This is a genomic window from Corynebacterium sp. (assembly GCF_030532195.1).
In the GTDB taxonomy this organism is placed as follows: Bacteria; Actinomycetota; Actinomycetes; order Mycobacteriales; family Mycobacteriaceae; genus Corynebacterium.
The window spans coordinates 146141-166004 of sequence record NZ_JAUNLP010000005.1 but is presented as its reverse complement, the minus strand read 5'-3'; the positions used below and the strand labels follow the sequence as shown (position 1 = coordinate 166004).

Genomic DNA, 19864 nt, shown 5'->3' with positions numbered 1-19864 from the left:
GGGGTAGCCTTAGGCGCATGTTCGACTTTTTGAAGAAGAAGCCGCGCGAAGAGATCAACATGGCGGCCGAGTACACCAACACTCCGCTGTCGAACCAGATGGTCATGCTGTTTGCGCAGGAGCTGCCCATTCTCGACAGCATGGAGCGCGCCAAGGTCTACCGCGCCCTCGAGGCCTACGACGGCCCGCAGATTACCTCACAGGAAATGCTGCCCGACGAGATCCGCCAAATTATGGATCTGTAGCTTTTTCGCACTTCACGTTCGCTTTACGACGGCCCGTGCACGGCCTCAAAGCGTGACCAACACCTCGGAGCGTCACAGGCGACGCGGTGGCTTCAAAGGGGTAGCCTAGCCTTGATGTCCACTAACACTAACGGCAAGTCCAGCACCGATGCTTCGAACGGTGCCTACGGAGCCGTAAACACAGAAGCCAGGACCCTAACCGGTTGGGGTCGTACCGCCCCCGCTAAGTCCCAGGTGCTGTCGACGCCGGACTTGGATGAAATTGTCAACGCCGTCAAGGCTGTCGCCGACCAGAACTCGGATAAGCCTGCCCACCTGCGTCGCGGTGTTATCGCCCGCGGTATGGGCCGCTCCTACGGCGACCCCGCCCAGAACTCGGGTGGTCTGGTCGTTGACATGCAGCAGCTCAACCAGATCCACTCCATTGATCAGGAGTCGGGAATTGTTGATGTCGACGCCGGCGTCACACTGGATCAGCTGATGAAGGCCGCACTGCCCTATGGCCTGTGGGTGCCAGTGCTGCCAGGTACTCGCCAGGTCACAATCGGTGGTGCCATTGGTCCGGATATTCACGGTAAGAACCACCACTCCGCAGGCTCTTTCGGCAACCACGTGCTGTCGATGGAACTGCTGGTCGCAGACGGTCGTATCCTGCACCTCGAGCCGGAGGGCTCGGCTGATGACCCAGATGGCACGCTGTTTTGGGCAACCGTCGGTGGTATGGGCCTGACCGGTATCATCCTGCGCGCTCGCATTGAGATGACTAAGACCGAGACCGCGTACTTCATCGCTGATGGTGACCTGACTCAGAACCTGGATGAGACCATCGCGTTCCACTCCGACGGCTCGGAGGAGAACTTCACCTACTCCTCCGCATGGTTCGATGCCATCTCGCCGGAGCCGAAGCTGGGCCGTGCGGCTATCTCCCGCGGTTCGCTGGCCACTCTGGCTCAGCTGGAGGAATACGCACCGAAGCTGGCGAAGAACCCGCTGAAGTTCAACGCTCCGCAGCTGATGACCGTGCCGGATATCTTCCCGTCGTTCACCATGAACAAGCTGACCATGATGACCATTGGTCAGCTGTGGTGGCTGAAGTCCGGCACCTACCGCAACCAGGTGCAGAACCTCACGCAGTTCTATCAGCCGCTGGACCTCATTGGTGAATGGAACCGCGGCTATGGCTCCAAGGGCTTCCTGCAGTACCAGTTCGTCGTTCCGCGCGAGGCCGTCGAGCCGTTTAAGGAGATCGTCCGCGATATCCAGCGCTCCGGCCACTACTCGGCGCTGAACGTCTTCAAGCTCTTCGGTGAGGGCAACCGCGCTCCGCTGTCCTACCCGATGCCGGGTTGGAACGTCTGCGTCGACTTTCCCATCAAGCCGGGCCTGGGTGAATTCCTCGATGACCTGGACCGCCGCGTCATGGAGTTCGGCGGCCGTCTCTACCTGGCCAAGGAATCGCGCACGTCCGCCGAGCACTTCCACCAGATGTACCCCGAGATGCAGAACTGGCTGGACACCCGCAACGCTATCGACCCGTACGGTGTCTTCGCCTCTGACATGTCGCGTCGCCTGGAACTGCACTAATAGAACTGAGAGGATTTAGCACCCCATGATTAATGCTGTAGGCGCTGCCCAGTCCATCCTGTTGCTCGGTGGTAGCAGTGAAATCGGCCTGGCCATCACCGCTGAGTTCCTGAAGAAGGGCCCGGCCAAGGTCATCCTGGCTTCCCGCCCGAACGACCCGCTGCGCGAGGCCTCCGCTGAGAAGATGAAGGCCGCCGGCGCATCCGAGGTTGTCACCATCGACTTCGACGCAACCGACTTCGACTCCCACCAGGCAGTCGTCGATAAGGCATTCGCCGACGGCGACGTCGATATCTGCATCGTCGCGTTCGGCGTGCTCGGCGACGCCGAGGAGCTCTGGCAGAACCAGCGCAAGGCTGTCCAAGCTGCGAACATCAACTACACCGGTGCGGTGTCGATGGGTGTTCTAGTTGGCCAGAAGTTCAAGGAACAGGGCCACGGCCAGTTCATTGCCATGTCCTCCGTTGCGGGTGAGCGCGTGCGTCGCTCCAACTTTGTCTACGGTTCAACCAAGGCTGGCCTGGATGGGTTCTACTTGAACCTGGGCGAGGCCCTTGAGGAGTACGGTGTTAAGACCTTGGTTATCCGCCCTGGTCAGGTCCGTACCCGCATGTCCGCAGACGTGGCCGAGGCTCCGCTGACCGTAAATAAGGAAGATGTTGCCAAGCTCGCGGTGAAGGCCGTCGAAAATGGCAAGACCCTGGTGTGGGCTCCGCCGGCATTCCAGCTGGTGATGCTTGTGCTCAAGCACATCCCGCGCAAGATCTTCAAGATGCTGCCGATCTAAGTCTGTTGGCTTGTAGGCCCTTTGGCTGGTGCGGCCACGCTCCGCCGTTCGTCCGAGTCCGGCACCTGTGCAAAACTTATGGGCATGGTTGACAAGCAGGCCGATACCTCCGCTCCCGGCGAAGTCCAACAGGCTTCGCCGCGCACCGACGAGTCCGCAGAGCTTTTCACAAGCGGGTTCTCCGAGGAATACCGCTATGAAATCTTCAACGATGACCAACTCTCTTTCAAAGCTGCATTATTAGGACTGGTCGGAGCACTTTTCGGTGGCTCTGCTATCGCGCTTGCCGCCTGGTTCATTTTCCACCGGCTGTCGCTTCCGGCATTCGGAGGCTCACAGCTAACCCGAGCGGTGACGACCGCAATGATCGTCGTCACGCTGGCGGTGACGACGGTACTGCTGTACTACTTCGCCACGCGCGGCAAGGGCAACCGCCCGCGGTGGCTGTCGGTGCTGACATACCTTGTTTCCTACATGTCGCCGGCGATTTTGGTGATTTCGGCGGTCGGCCTGCCGCTGGGGTCAACCAAGCTGTGGCTGGACGGTTTGTCGGTTGACCAGGAGTTTCGTACCGAGTATTTGACTCGGATGGCCTCCGAGCGAGGCCTGCATGACATGTCGTATATCGACATCCCCTCCTTCTACCCCGCCGGTTGGTTTTACCTCGGCGGCAGGCTTGCGAATCTGCTCGGTATTGCGGGGTGGGAAGTTTTCCAGCCGTGGGCATTGATTACGCTGGCCGCGGCCGGCTGTCTGCTGGTTCCGGTGTGGCAGCGCCTGAGTGGTTCCCTGTCTGTTGCCACCGCAATTGCGCTGGTCACAACCGCTGTTTCCCTGGCCACGGTCGCCGATGAGCCCTACGCCGCAGCTGTGGCGATGGGGCTACCCGCCATGACCGTGATGGCCTACCGCGGTCTGTCGGGAGCATGGTCGGCGATGGTTGGCGTGATTGTCTACCTGGGTATTTCTGCCACTTTCTACACCCTGCACACGGCGCTGGGGGCACTGATTGTTGTCGTATTGGCTGCGTTCGCGTGGACGTCATCACGCTCCTGGCTTCCAGTGGTGCGCCTGCTGATCATGGGTATCGGCGCAATGCTTATTGCGGCGACAGTATGGGCACCGTACCTGTGGGCGGTGGTGACGGGGGCGCCGCGCTCGGGCGCGACCGCGACGCATTACCTGCCGCCGGAGGGCGCGCAGCTGCCGCTTCCGATGTTTGCCGCCAGCGTGATTGGCGTGGTGTGTTTTATCGGCGTTGTGCGCATGCTGGTGCACGCCACGGAACCGGACGCACGTGCGCTGGGTATCGGCACGCTGGTGCTCTACGGCTGGGTGGTCGCGTCGATGGTGGCGACGCTGCTCGGTCGCACGCTGCTGGGGTTCCGCCTGACTGCCCCGATTACGTTTATGCTGCTCGCCGCGGGTGTTGTCGCGCTTGCCGATGCCCGTCTCAACGGCATCGAGCGGTACTGGCCACAAGCGACACCACCTCATATCGCCCGGCGCGTCTCCGCCGTTATGGCAGCGGTCGTGCTGCTGGCCGGTATTGGCTACGCGCAGCAGATTCCAAACAAGCTGCATGGTGCAATCGATCTTGCTCATACCGATACTGATGGCAATGGTGAGCGCGCCGATCGCTTCCCGCCGAACGCGGGATCCTGGTATGGGCAGGTTGATCAGACTTTGCGCGATGCGGGGCTGGAACCATCTCAGACGGTGGTGCTCTCGGATGAGAAGAACTTCCAGGCGCTCTACCCGTGGTATGCATTCCAGGCTCTGACCAGCCATTACGCCAATCCACTGGGACAGTTTGACCTTCGCAATGAAGCGCTTGAGCAGTGGTCGGAAATTCGCGATCCCGATGAGCTAGTGGCAGCTATGGATGCCACACCATGGCGCGGGCCGGATGCCATTGTGCTGCGTGGCACCGCCAAAGTGGCTGAAGGTGAGGACGCCGCACCGCTGACGTTGGGTATCGCAGACGATATTTACCCGAACAATCCGAATGTGGTCTTCCGGAGCCTGAATTTTGCCCGCTCTGCGTTTGAGAAGCATTGGGACATGCATCAGGTCGGCCCGTTTGTAGTGGCGATTCGGCAGTAGTCTTTGGTAATCGACGGTAACCAACGCGGCAGGGCTTCGACGCCCTCACTGCCACCCCTTCGGTGGGAGTTTTGCGTAAAAAATCAGTGATTCCTGTTACTCGTGGGAATCTTTCGCGTTGCAGCCACCAACGAAAAATGTTCTTACCGTAGTATTTTTCCTTGTGACTGCCGAAACTCAAGAAATCAAAGGAAACGTCGATAATGCGCCCGACGTGACCATCGACCGTGTGGAGAGACCTCCAATGGATGGTCCTTCACCCACGACGATGACTCGTTGGACCGCGATTATCGCAGGTATCGTTGGCTTCCTCTGCTTTGTCATCACGCCGTTCCTCCCGGTGGTGAATACGCAGTCGTCCGTGTCCTGGCCGCAGCGCGGGACACTGAATTCCGTCGATGCTCCACTCATGGCACAGGCACCACTCGACTTAAGCGTCGACCTGCCATTGTCGCTGACCGATGAGCTTTCGAAGGAACGGACGACGCTCCTTTCCACTATCCCGCCAAAGGCAAAGAATCCGACCACACGTGGTCTGATGGTGCGCGCGTCCGATGATGGTCTCGATGTCATTTTGCGCGACAATGTGCTGCTGAGCCTCGATAAGAAGGAGCTTGCAGCAAATAAGGACAAGACTCTTTCCATTCGCTCCAATGACGCGGAGACGACCGCCAAGATCGATGGCGCGGTTGATGCCGACGGAGAGAAGATTGCCACCACCGAACCATCTGATGTGCGTCCGATGGTCACCGGCATCTACACAGATTTGCCTGCCGACGGCGACGCCGCGAAGGCGGTGGCCGATGGTCTCAATGTTGAGATGAACATTGACTCCCGCTACACCTCACACCCGACGGTGGTGAAGTACATTGTCATGTTCCTCGGCCTACTTCTGACGCTGGCCTCTCTCGTCGCGCTGGCTCGCATCGACAAGGTCGATGGTTCTGCTCGTACTCCGCTACTTGCAAAGGGTGCCTTCAAGCCGACTCCGCTGGATTTCTTGGTCGGCGCAGTACTGGTGGTGTGGCACTTCATCGGTGCCAACACCTCTGATGATGGCTATATCTTCACCATGGCTCGGGTCTCGGACGAGTCGGGCTACATGGCGAACTACTACCGCTGGTTCGGCGCACCGGAGTCTCCTTTCGGTAGCCCGTACTACGACCTGCTGGCCGCAATGGTCAAGGTTTCGACGGCCTCGGTGTGGATGCGCCTGCCGGCACTGCTGTCGGCGCTGCTGGTGTGGTTCCTGATTTCCCGCATGGTCATTCCGCGTCTGGGTGACAAGATTGCTCAGCGCCGCGTGGCCTACTGGTCGGCGGCCGGTGTGCTGCTGGCCTTCTGGCTGCCGTACAACAACGGCCTGCGCCCAGAGCCGGTCATTGCACTTGGCTCACTGCTGACCTGGGTGTTCATCGAACGTGCCATCTTGACCCGACGCCTGCTGCCGGCGGCAATTGCAGTCATTGTCGCCACCCTGTCGCTGGGTTCTGGTCCGACCGGCCTGATGGCTGTTGCCGCTCTCCTGGCTGGTTTGCCAATGCTGATTCGCATCGTCGTTGAGCGTCACAAGGCTCTCGGCGGTGGTTGGAAGGCTCCAATGATGCAGGTGGCTCCGTTCCTGGCAGCCGGTACCGCCATTTTGGTCGGTGTCTTCGGCGACCAGACTCTGGCCACCGTGCGCGAGTCCATCCGCGTACGCAGCATCATTGGCCCGTCCGAGCCGTGGTACAACGAGTTCACTCGTTACTACTGGCTGCTGATGCCGTCTGTCGACGGTTCCTTCCCGCGCCGCTTCCCAGTCCTGATTGCACTGACGTGCCTGATTCTCACCATTGCCGCACTGCTGCGTCACCGCACTGTTCCGGGTGCGCTGGCGGGCCCGTCGGCACGCCTGGTGTTTATGTTCATCGGCACGATGTTCTTCCTGACGTTCACCCCGACGAAGTGGACTCACCACTTCGGTGTCTACGCGGGTATCGCCGCAGCACTAGCGGCATTGGCAGCAATGGCAATTAGTCATTGGGTCGCTGGAAATCCGCGCAACCAATTGCTCTTTGCCGGTGGTTTCGTCTTCATCCTGGCGTTCTCGCTAATGGGCATTAACGGTTGGTGGTACGTCTCGTCCTACGGTGTGCCATGGTTCGACAAGACCATTCAGTTCCGTGGCCACCAGCTGGGCACCATTGTGCTGGTGCTGGCTCTGCTGCTGCTCGCAGCGGGTGCTGTCATGAACTTTGTCCAGGAGTTTGGTACGAAGCCGAGCTCGCAGGAGCCGTCGAAACGCATGCGTCGCCTCAATGCCGCCGCATCCTCGCCGATTGCTGTGATTACGCTGCTCGTGGCGTTTTTCTCGGTGGCATCGCTGGGCAAGGCAGCCATTTCGCAGTACCCGGCATACTCCGTGTCCATGGGCAATGTGCGCGCACTGGCAGGCAAGACCTGCAACCTGGCCGAAGACGTGCTGATGGAAACGGACCCGAACGAGGGCTTCCTGCAGTCTGTTGATGGCACGCCGTTCGAAAAGTCTCTAAAGGGCACTGACAAGGTTCGCGGTTTCGACCCGAACGGAGTTCCGTCGAATATGAAGGCCGAGGCTGTGGATACCAGCCAGAGCCAGGCAAGCACCGCCAACAGCGACGACCCGGCAGCGGAAGCACCGACCGTTGAGGGCGGCTCCGCATCCGGTACCTCGGGAGGCAAGCGCGCTGACAAGGGTGCCAACGGCTCGCAGGTCGAGCTGCCATTTGGCCTGGATCCGAAGAAGGTGCCGGTGCTCGGTTCCTACTCCAAGGACATTCAGCGCCCGGCCTACCTGGAGACTTCCTGGTTCAATCTGCCGCAGGTCGATGAGGATCATCCACTGCTGATCGTTTCGGCTGCTGGTCGTATCTTCCACCACGACATCAACGGTGTGGCTCAGAAGGGCCGCAAGTTGGTGGCGCAGTACGGCCGCGAGGGCGGCGACGAGGATGGCTTCGAGGTCCTGGGCGAGGCTGAGCCGATTGATATCGGACCGGCTCCGACCTGGCGTAACCTGCGCTTCCCCACTGCGGAAATCCCAGAGGGGGCAACCGCTGTGCGCTTGGTTGCTGAGGACAATGATGTCTCCGAGGATCAGTGGCTGGCTCTGACTCCGCCGCGTCTGGCGGAGCTGAAGCCGATGAATGACGTCATCGACTCGCAGACCCCGACGTTGCCGGACTGGCCGGTTGCCTTCCAGTTCCCGTGCCAGCGTCCGTTCGATCACTTCGCTGGCGTTGCCGAGCTGCCGAAGTACCGCATCACTCCGGATCGCGGTCTGAAGGTTGTCGGTGCCGACACCTGGCAGTCTGTGGATGCCGGTGGTCCGCTGGGCTTCTCCGATGCCGTCAACGAGGCTACGGCTGTGCCGACCTACCTGAAGAACAATTGGCGCCGCGACTGGGGTTCCATTGAGAAGCTCTCGCCGCGCCCGAACAAGGACGGCGTCAAGCCGGATACCGCCGAGATTGACTACGAAGACATCACTCGTTCGGGTCTATACTCGCCCGGGAAGATGATCGTGAAGGACGAGTAAAGAGTCCTGAGCTAGTAGGAGGATCGCGTGGCATCCGCACAAACCCGTTCCATCGTTGTCGCCGCAATGGTTGTGACTGACCCGGTGGGGCGGGTTTTGTGCGTTCGCAAGCGGGGCACCGACACGTTCATGCTGCCCGGTGGCAAATTCGAGCCCGGTGAGTCCATCGATGCCCCGGAAGTCACCGCCGCCCGCGAGGTCTCTGAAGAGCTCGGCATCGACCTGGACTTGTCGACGCTGCGTCCGTGGAATATCGCCCGCGCCGCAGCCGCCAACGAGCCGGGCTTCGAGGTCGTCGGGCATCACGTCCGCTACGTCGGCGAGTTCACCGACGAGCTGGCCGCCGTCACGCCACACGCTGAAATCGAGGAGGTCCGTTGGGTCGACCCCTGGTTGCCGACGGGCAAACTCGCGCCAATGCTCGAGGAATCGACACTGCCGAAATTGCGCGAGGAACTGCACGAACTCGCCGACGGCCGCGAGCAGCCACAGCGCACGCTCTCCTCGCTGACGGTCTTTTGCGGTTCCGGGTTCGGCAACAACCCCGCCTGGCGCGACACCGCCGAACGCCTCGGTCACACGCTCGCCGCTAGCAGCGTGGAGCTGATCTACGGCGGCGCGGCGATTGGTCTTATGGGCACCGTTGCTAACGCGTCGCTTGACGACGGCGGCAGCGTCACCGGTGTCATCCCGGATGTCTTAGTCAAAAAGGAGATTGCACATCCGGGGCTCACACACCTAGTGACCGTTGACACCATGGCCACCCGCAAGTCCCGCATGTATGAGCTGGGCGATGCCTTTGTTGCGCTGCCCGGCGGTGCCGGCACCTTGGAGGAGTTTTTCGAGGTGTGGACGCAGCAGCACCTGGGGATTCACGCAAAGCCAGTAGCGCTTTTGGGACCTGCGGGTTTCTGGGAACCACTGCTGGTGCTGCTGCGCAGTGTTGTGGATGCGGGCTTTGTCCGGCCCGAGCTTCTCGAGGCGCTCATCGTCGTCGAGGACGTCGATGAGCTTTTGCCGGCGTTGATTTCCTGGCGGGCGGGCCGCACTAAGTTCTAGGTGTTGGCGTTCTAGGTGTTGGCCTCGCCCTGGATTTGGCCGTCGAACCGGCTGCTCAAACCATTCTTAGTGAGCAGCAGCCAGGGTCTTCAGCTCTTCCTCCGTGCCGTTGAAGACATCCTCATCAACCTGAGTCGGAATGCCATTGACACGTCCGGTGGAAGAACGCTGCCAGAAGGTCATGGTCTTCCAGCCACCTGGCAGGCTGGTCGGGGCCTCATCCTGGTAGGCGGCCAACCACAGTGGATAGTTGCTGAACTCGGTGGAGTTGCCCATCGGGTGTTCCCAGAACCAGCGATAGGTGTAGATCATTGGAGTCTCGCCGGTCTTGGACTCGACACGCTCGAGGAAATCCTTAGTCCACTTCTGCAGCTGGGAGGTGCTGAGCCCATTTTCCAGCTCAATGTCCAACACTGGCGGCAAGGTCTTGTCGGATGATACCTGCTGATCACGAGCCTGCAGAGCAGCCACATACTGATCGGCCTGCGAGATAGCAGAGCGATCTGGGTGAGCCTTGTGGTAGCTGCCCACAATCAGACCGGCCTTTGCTGCAGCGATGGAGTCTTCCAGGAAGTACTTCTGGTCGCCTTCAACACCGTCGGTGGCCTTGATGAATGCGAACTTCTGGCCGCTGGCGGCAACCTTTTCCCAGTCCAGTGCGACACCGCCGGGGCGCTGCCACTTGGAGACATCCACACCGTCCGGGCCTCGGTAGAAGCCCGTGCGCTGCGAAGATTCAGCGGACTCGGACGATGCCGAGCTCGTACCCTCAGCCGATTCAGTCGGCTCGGCCGAAGTCGACTCCGAGCTGGATTCCGAGCCAGACGCAGAGCCAGACTCCGAAGACTCAGAAGACTCCGATGACTCAGTCGAGTCCTGGCCACTCGGGTTCAAGGTGCTCGGTGCAATGGGCGCGCCGGTGATGCTTGGCGATTCAGTCGACAGTGCCGGTGAACCATTAGAACCAGAAAATGGACTGACGTACGCGGACGGAGACTGCTGCGCCTGTGCGCTGGCCGGGGCGACAACACCCAAGGTCAACGGCGCAACTGCCACGATGCCCGCCAGACCGGTGCGGCCCAGGCGTCGCTTCAGCACCGCGGTAGCGGAAAGTGGAAGAGTTTTCATGCATTGCACCTTACCTCCTAAACCACTTCAGTCCCATTTGTAAGCCTAAATATATTGAGTCACTCTAATCAAAGCCTCAATCCGGTGTTCGTCTTAGACTGGCGACATGACAAATACGACTAATACTGAAACATCGCCTACACAGACCCCTCGCCCACAGGATGACCTGTACTTGGCCATCAATGGCGAGTGGATTAGCAATCACACAATCCCCGCCGATCGGCCGATTGATGGCGCGTTCTACAAGCTGCGGGATGAGGCGGAGGAAAATGTCCGCGAGCTCATTACCACCGCGGCGGAGGCGGATCCGAACTCTCGCGTCGCTCGCCTCTACAACTCTTTTATGGATGAGACCGCTATCAACGCCGCAGGTGCCGCTCCCATCGCTGCCGATCTAAAGTTGATTACCTCCGCCAAGGATTCGCACGAGCTGGCGCTGGCGCTCGGCCGCTTGGATCGCCTCGGTGTTGGCGGCGCACTCGGCTACTGGGTGGAGAAGGATTCCGGCTCTGACCTGGATGCTCTCTACCTGCTGCAGTCCGGCCTGGGTCTTCCGGATGAGGCCTACTACCGCGAGCCAGGTCACGCAGAGACTCTCGCGGCGTATGAAAAGCACATCGCTGAGATGCTGAAGTTGCTCACCTCGCTTGGCGCCGGCTCGGGTGACCTCTCCTCCCTGCTAGAGGTATTCGATATTGCAGATCCGGCCGCTGCGGCGGCGCGCATCGTCGAATTTGAAAAGAACATTGCCGCAGGTCACTGGAATGTCGTGGATACCCGCGACGCACTGAAGACCTATAACAAGACTGCGATTGCGGATCTGCCCACCGGCTTCCCCATCGCGGAGTGGCTGGCGGCAACCGGTGTAAACAAGACCAATGACACCGCGATTGACACCATTGTGGTGATGATGCCGTCCTACTTTGAGCACCTGGGCAAGCTCTGGCAAGAAACCGACCTGACTGACCTGCGCCTTTGGGCGCTGTGGCGTGTTCTCCACCAGCGTGCTGCCTACCTGTCGGAGGAGTTCTCGGCGGAGACCTTCAACTTCTACGGTCGCACCCTGCAGGGCTCAACTGAGCAGCGTGCGCGTTGGAAGCGCGGAGTTGCCTTTGCGGACGGTGCGGTTGGCCATGACGTCGGCAAGCTCTATGTGGAAAAGCATTTCCCGCCGGAGTACAAGGAGCAGGTTCTGGAACTGGTGGATTACCTGCTGGCGGCATACCGTGAGCGAATTTCGGATTTGCCATGGATGACGCAGGCCACCCGCGAGCGTGCGCTGGAGAAGTTGTCACTGTTCAAGGCGAAGATTGGCTACCCGGAGCGTTGGCGTGATTACTCGGCGATGGAACTCGGCGAGACCTTGATGGACAATGTCCGTGCTGCCAGTGCTTTTGCACATGATTATGAGGTGGCGAAGCTAGGCACCCCGGCGGATCGCGATGAGTGGCATGGCACTCCGCAGACGGTGAATGCTTTCTACAATCCGGTGGTCAATGACATCACGTTCCCGGCTGCGATTTTGCAGTCGCCGTTCTTCTCGCCGGATGCGTCACCTGCGGAGAACTTCGGCGGCATCGGTGCTGTGATTGGTCATGAGATTGGTCACGGTTTCGATGATCAGGGTTCGCAGTATGACGGCCACGGCAATTTGCATCAGTGGTGGACTGATGAGGACCGCGCGGCGTTTGAAAAGCTCACCTCGGCACTGGTGGATCAGTATGAGGGACTGGTGCCGAATGTGCTGCGCGAGCAGGCTGCTGGAGAAGCAGAAGGCGATAACGGAGCGTCGGAAAGCGGTGAACTGCCGGGTGTGAACGGTCGCTTTACCCTCGGTGAAAACATCGGCGACCTGGGCGGACTGGGCATCGCCGTGGTTGCGTTCCGCCGTTTCATTGCGGCTCGTGGCGCAGATCTTGGCCTGGAGGATAAGCCGGAGACCTACCGTGACCTATTCAAGCAGTGGGCGCTTGTGTGGCGTTCGAAGATTCGTCCGGAATTCTCGCGTCAGCTGCTGGCGATTGACCCGCACTCGCCCGCAGAGTTCCGCTGCAATGTAATTGCCACCAATATCGATGAATTCCATGAGGCATTTGGCACCGTGGAAGGCGACGGCATGTGGCGTGAGCCGAGTGAGCGTGTGAACATCTGGTAGTCGTTACAAGGCAGCCTCTTTTGTAACTCCCCTATATGTGACAAATGCAAAAAAATAAGTTTTCCATTTTGCAAAGTTCGCACTAAAATCACAGGTGAGATGCTTTTAAAAAGGAGGCTGCTATGGACAGTCGGGATATCCAAGCACTCACGGCTGTAAAGCTCTACTACGGCGAGGGGCTGACACAATCGCAAGTCGCCACCGAGCTCGGGGTTTCCCGTCCTACCGTGTCCAAATTGCTCAATCTCGGGCGCGAGCGCGGGTATGTGCGCATTGAAATTCACGATCCGCGTGAAGAAGCCTCCGAGATTGCCACGCGCATGCGCCGGCACTATCAGCTCACCGATGTTCGTCTGGCGCAGCCCGCCCGCTCGGGAAACAGTGCGCTGTTAAAGGAGCTGGGGCGCGTGGGTGCCGAGCTTCTCGACGAACTGGTGGTAGACGGCACCCTGGTTGGTGTGTCGTGGGGAAAGACCATGTATTCCGTCTCCACACAGCTAAAGTCCAAGGACGTCTCGGGCGTGGAAATTGTGCAGCTCAAGGGCGGAATGAGCCACTCGGATAAGTCCACCAATGACATCCGCACTATCGGTGCTTTTTGCCACGCGTTTCACGCCTACGCCCGCACGCTGCCGCTGCCGGTCATATTTGACTCAGTGGAGACAAAGCAGATTGTGGAGCAGGATCGGTTCATCAAGAGTGTCCTGGCACTGGGGCGCACCGTCGATATGGCGGTGTTCACCGTCGGCGCGGTGAACAAAGATTCACTGGCGCTGAACTTGGGTCAGCTCACGGCTGAGGAAAAGGACCTGCTGGTTGAGCGCGCAGTTGGCGATGCCTGCTCGCGGTTCTACCGCGAAGACGGTGGCGTGGCGCTACCAGAGGTGGATGCTCGAACGGTTGGTATTAGCCTGGCTGACCTGCGTCGAATTCCCACTCGCGTGCTCATTGCCGGTGGTGCCTACAAGTCACGGGCCATCGACGTGGCCCTGCGCACGGGCCTTGCCACGCACTTGGTCATCGACGATGCCACGGCGGAGCGACTGCTGCCCCAGGAGCCTGCCGCTTAAGTTTCTTAAACCGCGGCGCTACCCCCGTTAGCCTGGGGACACGGAATAAGCCCCAAGGTGCTTTAGTTGTGCTGGGTAATCATCCGACTCCAACAACGTAGGGAGCCCTAGCACCATGACTACTACTGTCATTATCGGCGGTGTCGCCGGAGGAATGTCCACCGCAGCGCGCCTTCGTCGCCGCGACGAGGACATGGAAATCGTCGTCTTCGAGGCCAGTGAGCATGTCTCATTCGCAAACTGCGGCCTTCCCTACTACGTCAGTCGAACCATTGACAGCCGTGACGCGCTGCTGTTGCAGACCCCGGCTTCGCTGAAGACTCGCCTGAACCTGGATGTCTTTGTCTCCCACCGTGTCACCAGCATCAATCGCGATGACAAGACTGTCACGGTCCGCAATGAAATCACCGGTGATGAGCGCACTCAGGCCTATGACTACCTGGTGCTCTCGCCCGGCGCGGTGCCATTTACCCCGCCGATTCCCGGTATCGAGCGCGCCCAGACGCTGCGCACGGTCGAAGATGTTGACCTCATCTCCGAGTCCGTCCGCACCGAAGGCGTGAAGTCCGCGGCCATCATCGGCGGCGGTTTCATTGGCTTGGAGCTGGCGGAAAACCTGCACAAGCTGGGTATTGAGACCACGGTTGTCGAGCGCTCACCGCAGATTCTGGCACCACTGGATGAGGAAATGGCCATCTATGTCCAGGACCGTCTGACTGAGGCCGGCGTGAAGGTCATCACCCGCGCCGATACCAAGAACATCACCGACTCCACCCTCGAGATTGTCCGCGATAACGGCGACAAGCTCACTGTTAACGCCGATGTGGTCATCGCCGCCATCGGCGTGCGTCCGGCATCGGAGCTGGCTCGTGAAGCCGGTCTGGCCGTCGGCGAGCGCGGTGGCATCAAGGTCGACCGCAAGCAGCGCACTTCCGACCCCGCCATCTTCGCCCTGGGCGATGCCGCGGAGAAGGTCGATGCCATCTCCGGCGAGGACACCTTGGTGCCGCTCGCGCAGACAGCTAACCGCCACGGCCGCATGGTTGCGGACATAATCACTGGTCGCGACCAGGAAGCACAGCTGACGCTGGGCACCGCCATCGTCGGCGTGCTGGGACTAGCTGCTGGCTCTGTGGGCTGGAATGAGCGTCGCGCACGCGCGGCTGGCAAGAATGTCCGCGCCATCCACATCCACCCGGTCAATCACGCGGGCTACTACCCCGGCGCAACCCAGCTGCATCTAAAGCTGGTGGTTGATGCTGATACGGATGAGATTTTGGGCGCCCAGGCGGTCGGCGAAAACGGCGTCGATAAGCGTATCGACGTCATCGCAACTGCCATGCGCGCCGGACTGAAGGCGGCTGACCTGGCGGATCTCGAGCTCGCGTACGCGCCGCAGTTCGGCTCGGCGAAGGACCCGGTGAATTTCCTCGGCTTCGTCGATGACAACGCACTCGGCGGCGAGGAGCTGACTCAGTGGCACGAGCTCGATGACGCGCTGGCGGATGACAACACCATCCTGCTCGATGTCCGCTCCGCCGGCGAGTACGCCAACGGCAACATCCCGGGCGCGGTCAACGTCAACGTCGATGAGATGCGCGCATGGCTTGACGACGGCGGCAGCGACAAGCTGGCCGACAAGAATGTCATTGTCCACTGCCAGGTCGGCTTGCGCGGCCATATTGCGGCGGCACTTTTGGCTGGTCACGGGATTAAGGCGAAGAATCTCACCGGCGGTTACGTGACGTGGTCGGCGGGCCGGCGCGCCCGCAGCAACTAGTTTTGGCTGCTCAACGCGCGAGCACGATATAGGGTTTCTGCCTCTTTGACCAGTACACTTATTCGCGCATGTCGTCTACAGCGCCGCCTGGTCGGAGAGGAACGATTCTTTAGTGTCACCAGCACAGCAGATCAAGCACACGCTCCATGCTTTTGATTCCGCCGATGCGAGTTATGCGCAGTCTGCCAAGAAGTTGCCTCACGTTGGCTGGCGGGGTTTTGGCTATGCCCTCAAGCGGGCGGGTATCGAGTTCTTTTTGGAGCTCGGCTTCGATGCTGCTGCCAAGCTGACGTACTACACAGCTTTGACCTTGGCACCTGCCCTACTGGCGATTTACTCGATTGCCACCTTGGTGTTGGTCGGCTATACCGATGACCTCAACCGGCTGACCAATCAATTCGTACAGGGCTACATTCCGCCTGAGTATGCCGATTCTGTCCGCAATGTCATCGACACCATCATTGGTTCCGCCACCGGCGGTTTGGTGGCGCTCATGATTGGTATCTTCTTCGCGTTGATTTCGTCGTCGGCCTACACTCGCGCATTCTCCCGCACGGCCAATTCCATTTACGGCGTCTCCGAGGGACGCACCCTGGTGCGCTATCACCTGCTCATGGTCGCCATCACGTTGATGTTGCTGGTGGGCACGGTGGTGTTGGTGGTGGCCCTGGTGGTCGATGCACCGCTGGTGAGCTCCATTGTGGAGCCGATAGCCCGACCGCTAGGCATTGAAGCAGCTACTCGAGAAGTCATTGACTTTGCCATTTCCATCTGGAGTTGGCTGCGGTGGCCGGTGATCATCTTGCTGTCGATGATTCTGATTGGCTCGCTGTACTACTTCACCCCAAATGTTCGCATGCGCCGTTTCCGCTGGTTGAGCGTTGGCTCCGCATTTGCCATTATCTCTTCGCTGGCCATCGGCAAGGGACTGTCACTGTACCTGTTTAACTTTGCGGCTTCGAACCCGTACGGTGCCATGGGCGCGATCATCGCGCTGATGACTGCGCTGTGGGGTGTGAATGTGGTTGTGGTCTTCGGCTTCAAGTTCGATGCCGAGATTGAGCGCATGCGCCAGCTGCGTGCGGGTCTGCCCGCTGAGCGCTACATTCAGCTGCCTCCTCGTGCCACAGCGGCAGCCGAAGGCGAGCAGAAGATTCACCGCAATCTGGAAAAGCAGGCGGCCGAGTTCCGAACCGAGGAACTCGACCGCCTGGCGGAAGAGGTGGAAGAGGTAGAAGCGGCTACAGCGCAATCACGCCCACAATCGCAGCGTTGAGCAGGTTGGTGCACAGACCCGCAATGAGGGCCAGCGGACCATTCTTGGCAATCTCACCGCGACGCTCCGGCGAGAGCGCACCGAAGGAACCAATCTGAATTGCGATCGACGACAGGTTGGCGAAACCAGCCAGTGCGAACGTTGCCAGCATGATGGACTTCGGATCCAGTGAATCCACGTGCTCAGAAAACGAGGTGTAACCAACGAACTCGTTGAGGATGGTCTTCTCACCAATGAAGCTACCGATAAGACCTGCGTTCTCCCACGGCACACCAATCAGCCATGCAATCGGTGCGAAGATTAGACCAAACAGCCCCTCCAGCGACCAGTTGTCCTGGCCGAACCAACCGCCGATGCCACCAATCATGGCCGACAGCATTGCAATGACAGCAATGAAAGCAATCAGCAGACATGCAACCACGACAGCAATACGACCACCGGCCAGCGCACCCGCGCCGAGAGCATCAATGACATTCTTCGACTCAGTATCGCGGACGTCCTTCACCGACGCATCCAGGTTGGATTCCTCGGTCTCCGGCCAGAACGTCTTCGCAATCAGCAGCGAACCCGGCGCGTTCATCACCGATGCCGCCAGCAGGTACTCTAGCGGCGCGCCGAGCAGCGAATAACCAATCAGCGTTGACCCCGCCACGGACGCAAAACCGCCGGACATACACGCGAAGAGCTCCGACTTAGTCAGTTTCGGAATATAGGGCTTGACGACGAGCGGAGCTTCCGACTGCCCGAGGAAAACAACCGTGGACGCGAACACGGACTCCACCTTCGACGTTCCCATAATGAACTTCAGAGCGGAACCGACATACTCCACGAAGTACTGCACAACCCGCAGGTAGTAGAGGGCACCGAGAACTGCGCCCAAGAAGATAATCACCGGCAGGACGTTGAGCACGAACACAAAGTTCTTACCCGTGCCGTCAAACAACCCACCGAAGACAAAGGACGTGCCTTCGTTGGTGAAGTCGATCATCTTCTCAATTGCACCGGCCACGCTCTTCAGGGCGTTAAAACCGGGTTCCCACTTGAGGACAATCAGCGCGAAGAGCGCTTGGAGAAGCAGGCCGACGCCGAGTGTGCGCCAATTGATGGCCTTCTTGTTTTTCGAGATTGCAATGGCAAATCCGATGATCAGGATGATGCCCAGTAAGCCCTGTAGTCTATCCATGGCTTAGGTCTTCTTTCTTATAAAAGGGGCTTTTAGGGGGATGCCTACAGGTCTTCCGGACCGAAGGCGTAGGGAAGAATTTTTTCGAAGTCAATGCTGACCGGAGCACCGAGCTGACCTTCTGCTGGCCGCTCCGATTCCACAATCACGCGCTTGCACCCGAATTCGTGCAACACCTGCCGGCAGGCACCACATGGGTGGCAGGGCGCGGCTTTGGCACCGACAATGGCAACTGCCTCAATCCTGCGCTCAGCGCCCTGTTCAGCCACCATCCGGAACACCGCTGTGCGCTCGGCGCAGTTGGTCAATCCGTAGGATGCATTTTCCACATTGCAGCCGGTGACCACCGAGCCGTCGTCAAGCAAAAGCGCGGCACCTACGGGGAAACCTGAATATGGCACGTACGAGTTTTCTGTGGCGGCGTATGCCTTGGCCAGCAGTTCTTCGTCAGAAATCTGGGACATTGTGCTCTCCCTCCCCGTGGATATTCCGGGGTGTTATGGAAATATACTTATGCAGGTACAAATGGAAAGTTTGCCATTGACATTTGTTCTATTGCCGATGATAATCGGAATTATCGGAGTTCACAAGACTTACTCACTGATCGAAAATCGCTAGTCCAAAGGAGCGAAAAGTGGCTGAAAAGTTCGATGTAGTAGATGTCATCCGCGTCAAGCGGGACGGCGGTGAACTCAGTCCGGAAGAAATCGCCTGGGTCATTGATGCCTACACTCGTGGCGTCGTGGGCGATGAGCAGATGGCGGCGCTGAACATGGCCATCTTCATCCGCGGCATGAACCGCCGCGAGATTGTGGACTGGACGCAGGCAATGATTGACTCGGGCGAGACCATGAGCTTCGCCTCGCTGAGCAAGCCCACCACGGACAAGCACTCCACCGGCGGCGTCGGTGACAAGATCACGCTGCCGCTGGGTCCCCTGGTGTCCTCCTACGGCGTAGCAGTGCCGCAGCTGTCCGGCCGCGGTCTCGGCCACACCGGCGGCACGCTGGATAAGCTGGAGTCCATCCCGGGCTGGAAGGCGGATGTCCCCAATGACCGCATGATGGAGATCCTGGAGGACTCGGGCGCAGTCGTCGCCGCTGCGGGCGCTGGCCTGGCACCGGCGGATAAGAAGATCTACGCACTGCGTGACATCACCTCGACGGTGGACTGCATTCCGCTGATTGCTTCGTCGATTATGTCCAAGAAGATTGCGGAGGGCACCGCCAACCTGGTGCTGGACGTCAAGGTCGGCTCGGGTGCATTCATGAAGGATCTGAATCAGGCCCGCGAGCTGGCTCGCACCATGGTTGACCTGGGCAATGACGCCGGTGTGAACACCCGCGCACTACTGACGGACATGTCCACCCCGCTGGGTCTCACCATCGGCAATGCGCTTGAGGTGCGCGAATCCGTGGAGGTACTCGCAGGTGGCGGCCCCGCCGATGTTGTGGAGCTGACCTGCGAGCTGGCACGCAACATGCTCGACCTCGCCGGTGTGCATGATGCCGATGTGGAGCAGGCCCTGAAGGACGGCCGCGCCATGGACTCCTGGAAGAAAATGATCCGCGCACAAGGCGGCGACCCGGATGCCCCGCTGCCGGTGGCCCCGCACACCCACGATGTTGTGGCACAGGCTGACGGCTACCTGACCAAGCTGGATGCCCTTGCTCTCGGTGTCGGTTCCTGGCGCCTGGGTGCAGGCCGCGCCCGCAAGGAAGATCCGGTGCAGGCCACGGCTGGTATTGAGATTTTCGCCAAGCCGGGCGACAAGGTGGTCAAGGGCCAGAAGCTGCTGACCCTACACACGGAGACCCCGGATCGCTTCGAGCGCGCTCTCGAGTCCATCGAGCCGGGCATCGAAATCGGCGATACCGCGCCGGAGACCAAGCGCGAGATTATCCTCGACCGCGTGTCCTAAGGTTTCATAAA

General features: G+C 59.8%; 14 protein-coding genes. 11 read left to right on the top strand and 3 right to left on the bottom strand.

Annotated features, from left to right (window positions below; genetic code table 11):
* Positions 1-17: 17 nt before the first annotated feature.
* From Q4E11_RS07125 to Q4E11_RS07100, 6 genes are all read left to right on the top strand, one after another.
* A complete protein-coding gene (locus Q4E11_RS07125) occupies positions 18-245 on the top strand; it encodes a hypothetical protein (RefSeq protein ID WP_303164784.1) in 228 nt (75 codons plus the stop codon).
* 114 nt (positions 246-359) lie between these two features.
* Positions 360-1829 carry an FAD-binding oxidoreductase gene (locus tag Q4E11_RS07120; protein WP_303164783.1) on the top strand — a complete coding sequence of 490 codons (1470 nt, stop codon included), beginning with the start codon at positions 360-362 and terminating at the stop codon, positions 1827-1829.
* 25 nt (positions 1830-1854) lie between these two features.
* Positions 1855-2616 carry a decaprenylphospho-beta-D-erythro-pentofuranosid-2-ulose 2-reductase gene (locus tag Q4E11_RS07115; protein ID WP_303164782.1) on the top strand — a complete coding sequence of 254 codons (762 nt, stop codon included), beginning with the start codon at positions 1855-1857 and terminating at the stop codon, positions 2614-2616.
* A gap of 84 nt (positions 2617-2700) precedes the next feature.
* Positions 2701-4722, top strand: a complete 2022-nt coding sequence (locus Q4E11_RS07110) for a galactan 5-O-arabinofuranosyltransferase (RefSeq protein ID WP_303164780.1) — start codon at positions 2701-2703, stop codon at positions 4720-4722.
* Between the two features lie 163 nt (positions 4723-4885).
* Positions 4886-8281 carry an arabinosyltransferase domain-containing protein gene (locus Q4E11_RS07105; RefSeq protein WP_303164779.1) on the top strand — a complete coding sequence of 1132 codons (3396 nt, stop codon included), beginning with the start codon at positions 4886-4888 and terminating at the stop codon, positions 8279-8281.
* Between the two features lie 27 nt (positions 8282-8308).
* On the top strand, positions 8309-9340 hold the full coding sequence (locus Q4E11_RS07100; RefSeq protein ID WP_303164777.1) for a TIGR00730 family Rossman fold protein: 1032 nt from the start codon (positions 8309-8311) through the stop codon (positions 9338-9340).
* Between the two features lie 66 nt (positions 9341-9406).
* On the opposite strand, the gene Q4E11_RS07095 is transcribed toward Q4E11_RS07100, so the two are convergent.
* Positions 9407-10468: a glycoside hydrolase family 25 protein gene (locus tag Q4E11_RS07095; RefSeq protein ID WP_303164776.1), complete on the bottom strand. Its 1062-nt coding sequence runs from the start codon at positions 10466-10468 to the stop codon at positions 9407-9409.
* Positions 10469-10574: 106 nt separating this feature from the next.
* Between Q4E11_RS07095 and Q4E11_RS07090 the strand changes: the two genes are divergently transcribed.
* From Q4E11_RS07090 to Q4E11_RS07075, 4 genes are all read left to right on the top strand, one after another.
* On the top strand, positions 10575-12623 hold the full coding sequence (locus Q4E11_RS07090) for a M13 family metallopeptidase (RefSeq protein WP_303164774.1): 2049 nt from the start codon (positions 10575-10577) through the stop codon (positions 12621-12623).
* Between the two features lie 122 nt (positions 12624-12745).
* A complete protein-coding gene (locus Q4E11_RS07085; protein ID WP_303164773.1) occupies positions 12746-13693 on the top strand; it encodes a sugar-binding transcriptional regulator in 948 nt (315 codons plus the stop codon).
* A 115-nt stretch (positions 13694-13808) separates the two neighbouring features.
* A complete protein-coding gene (locus Q4E11_RS07080) occupies positions 13809-15473 on the top strand; it encodes an FAD-dependent oxidoreductase (RefSeq protein ID WP_303164772.1) in 1665 nt (554 codons plus the stop codon).
* Positions 15474-15585: 112 nt separating this feature from the next.
* Complete coding sequence (locus Q4E11_RS07075) at positions 15586-16749, top strand: YihY/virulence factor BrkB family protein (protein ID WP_303164770.1); 1164 nt, start codon at positions 15586-15588, stop codon at positions 16747-16749.
* Here the strand turns inward: Q4E11_RS07075 and Q4E11_RS07070 are convergent.
* Both Q4E11_RS07070 and Q4E11_RS07065 read right to left on the bottom strand, forming a co-directional pair.
* Positions 16715-17932: a NupC/NupG family nucleoside CNT transporter gene (locus Q4E11_RS07070; RefSeq protein ID WP_303164768.1), complete on the bottom strand. Its 1218-nt coding sequence runs from the start codon at positions 17930-17932 to the stop codon at positions 16715-16717. The genes Q4E11_RS07075 and Q4E11_RS07070 overlap by 35 nt on opposite strands.
* Positions 17933-17976: 44 nt before the next feature.
* Complete coding sequence (locus Q4E11_RS07065) at positions 17977-18396, bottom strand: cytidine deaminase (protein WP_303164767.1); 420 nt, start codon at positions 18394-18396, stop codon at positions 17977-17979.
* 170 nt (positions 18397-18566) lie between these two features.
* Between Q4E11_RS07065 and Q4E11_RS07060 the strand changes: the two genes are divergently transcribed.
* A complete protein-coding gene (locus tag Q4E11_RS07060) occupies positions 18567-19853 on the top strand; it encodes a thymidine phosphorylase (RefSeq protein ID WP_303164766.1) in 1287 nt (428 codons plus the stop codon).
* The last annotated feature ends 11 nt before the right edge of the window (positions 19854-19864 follow it).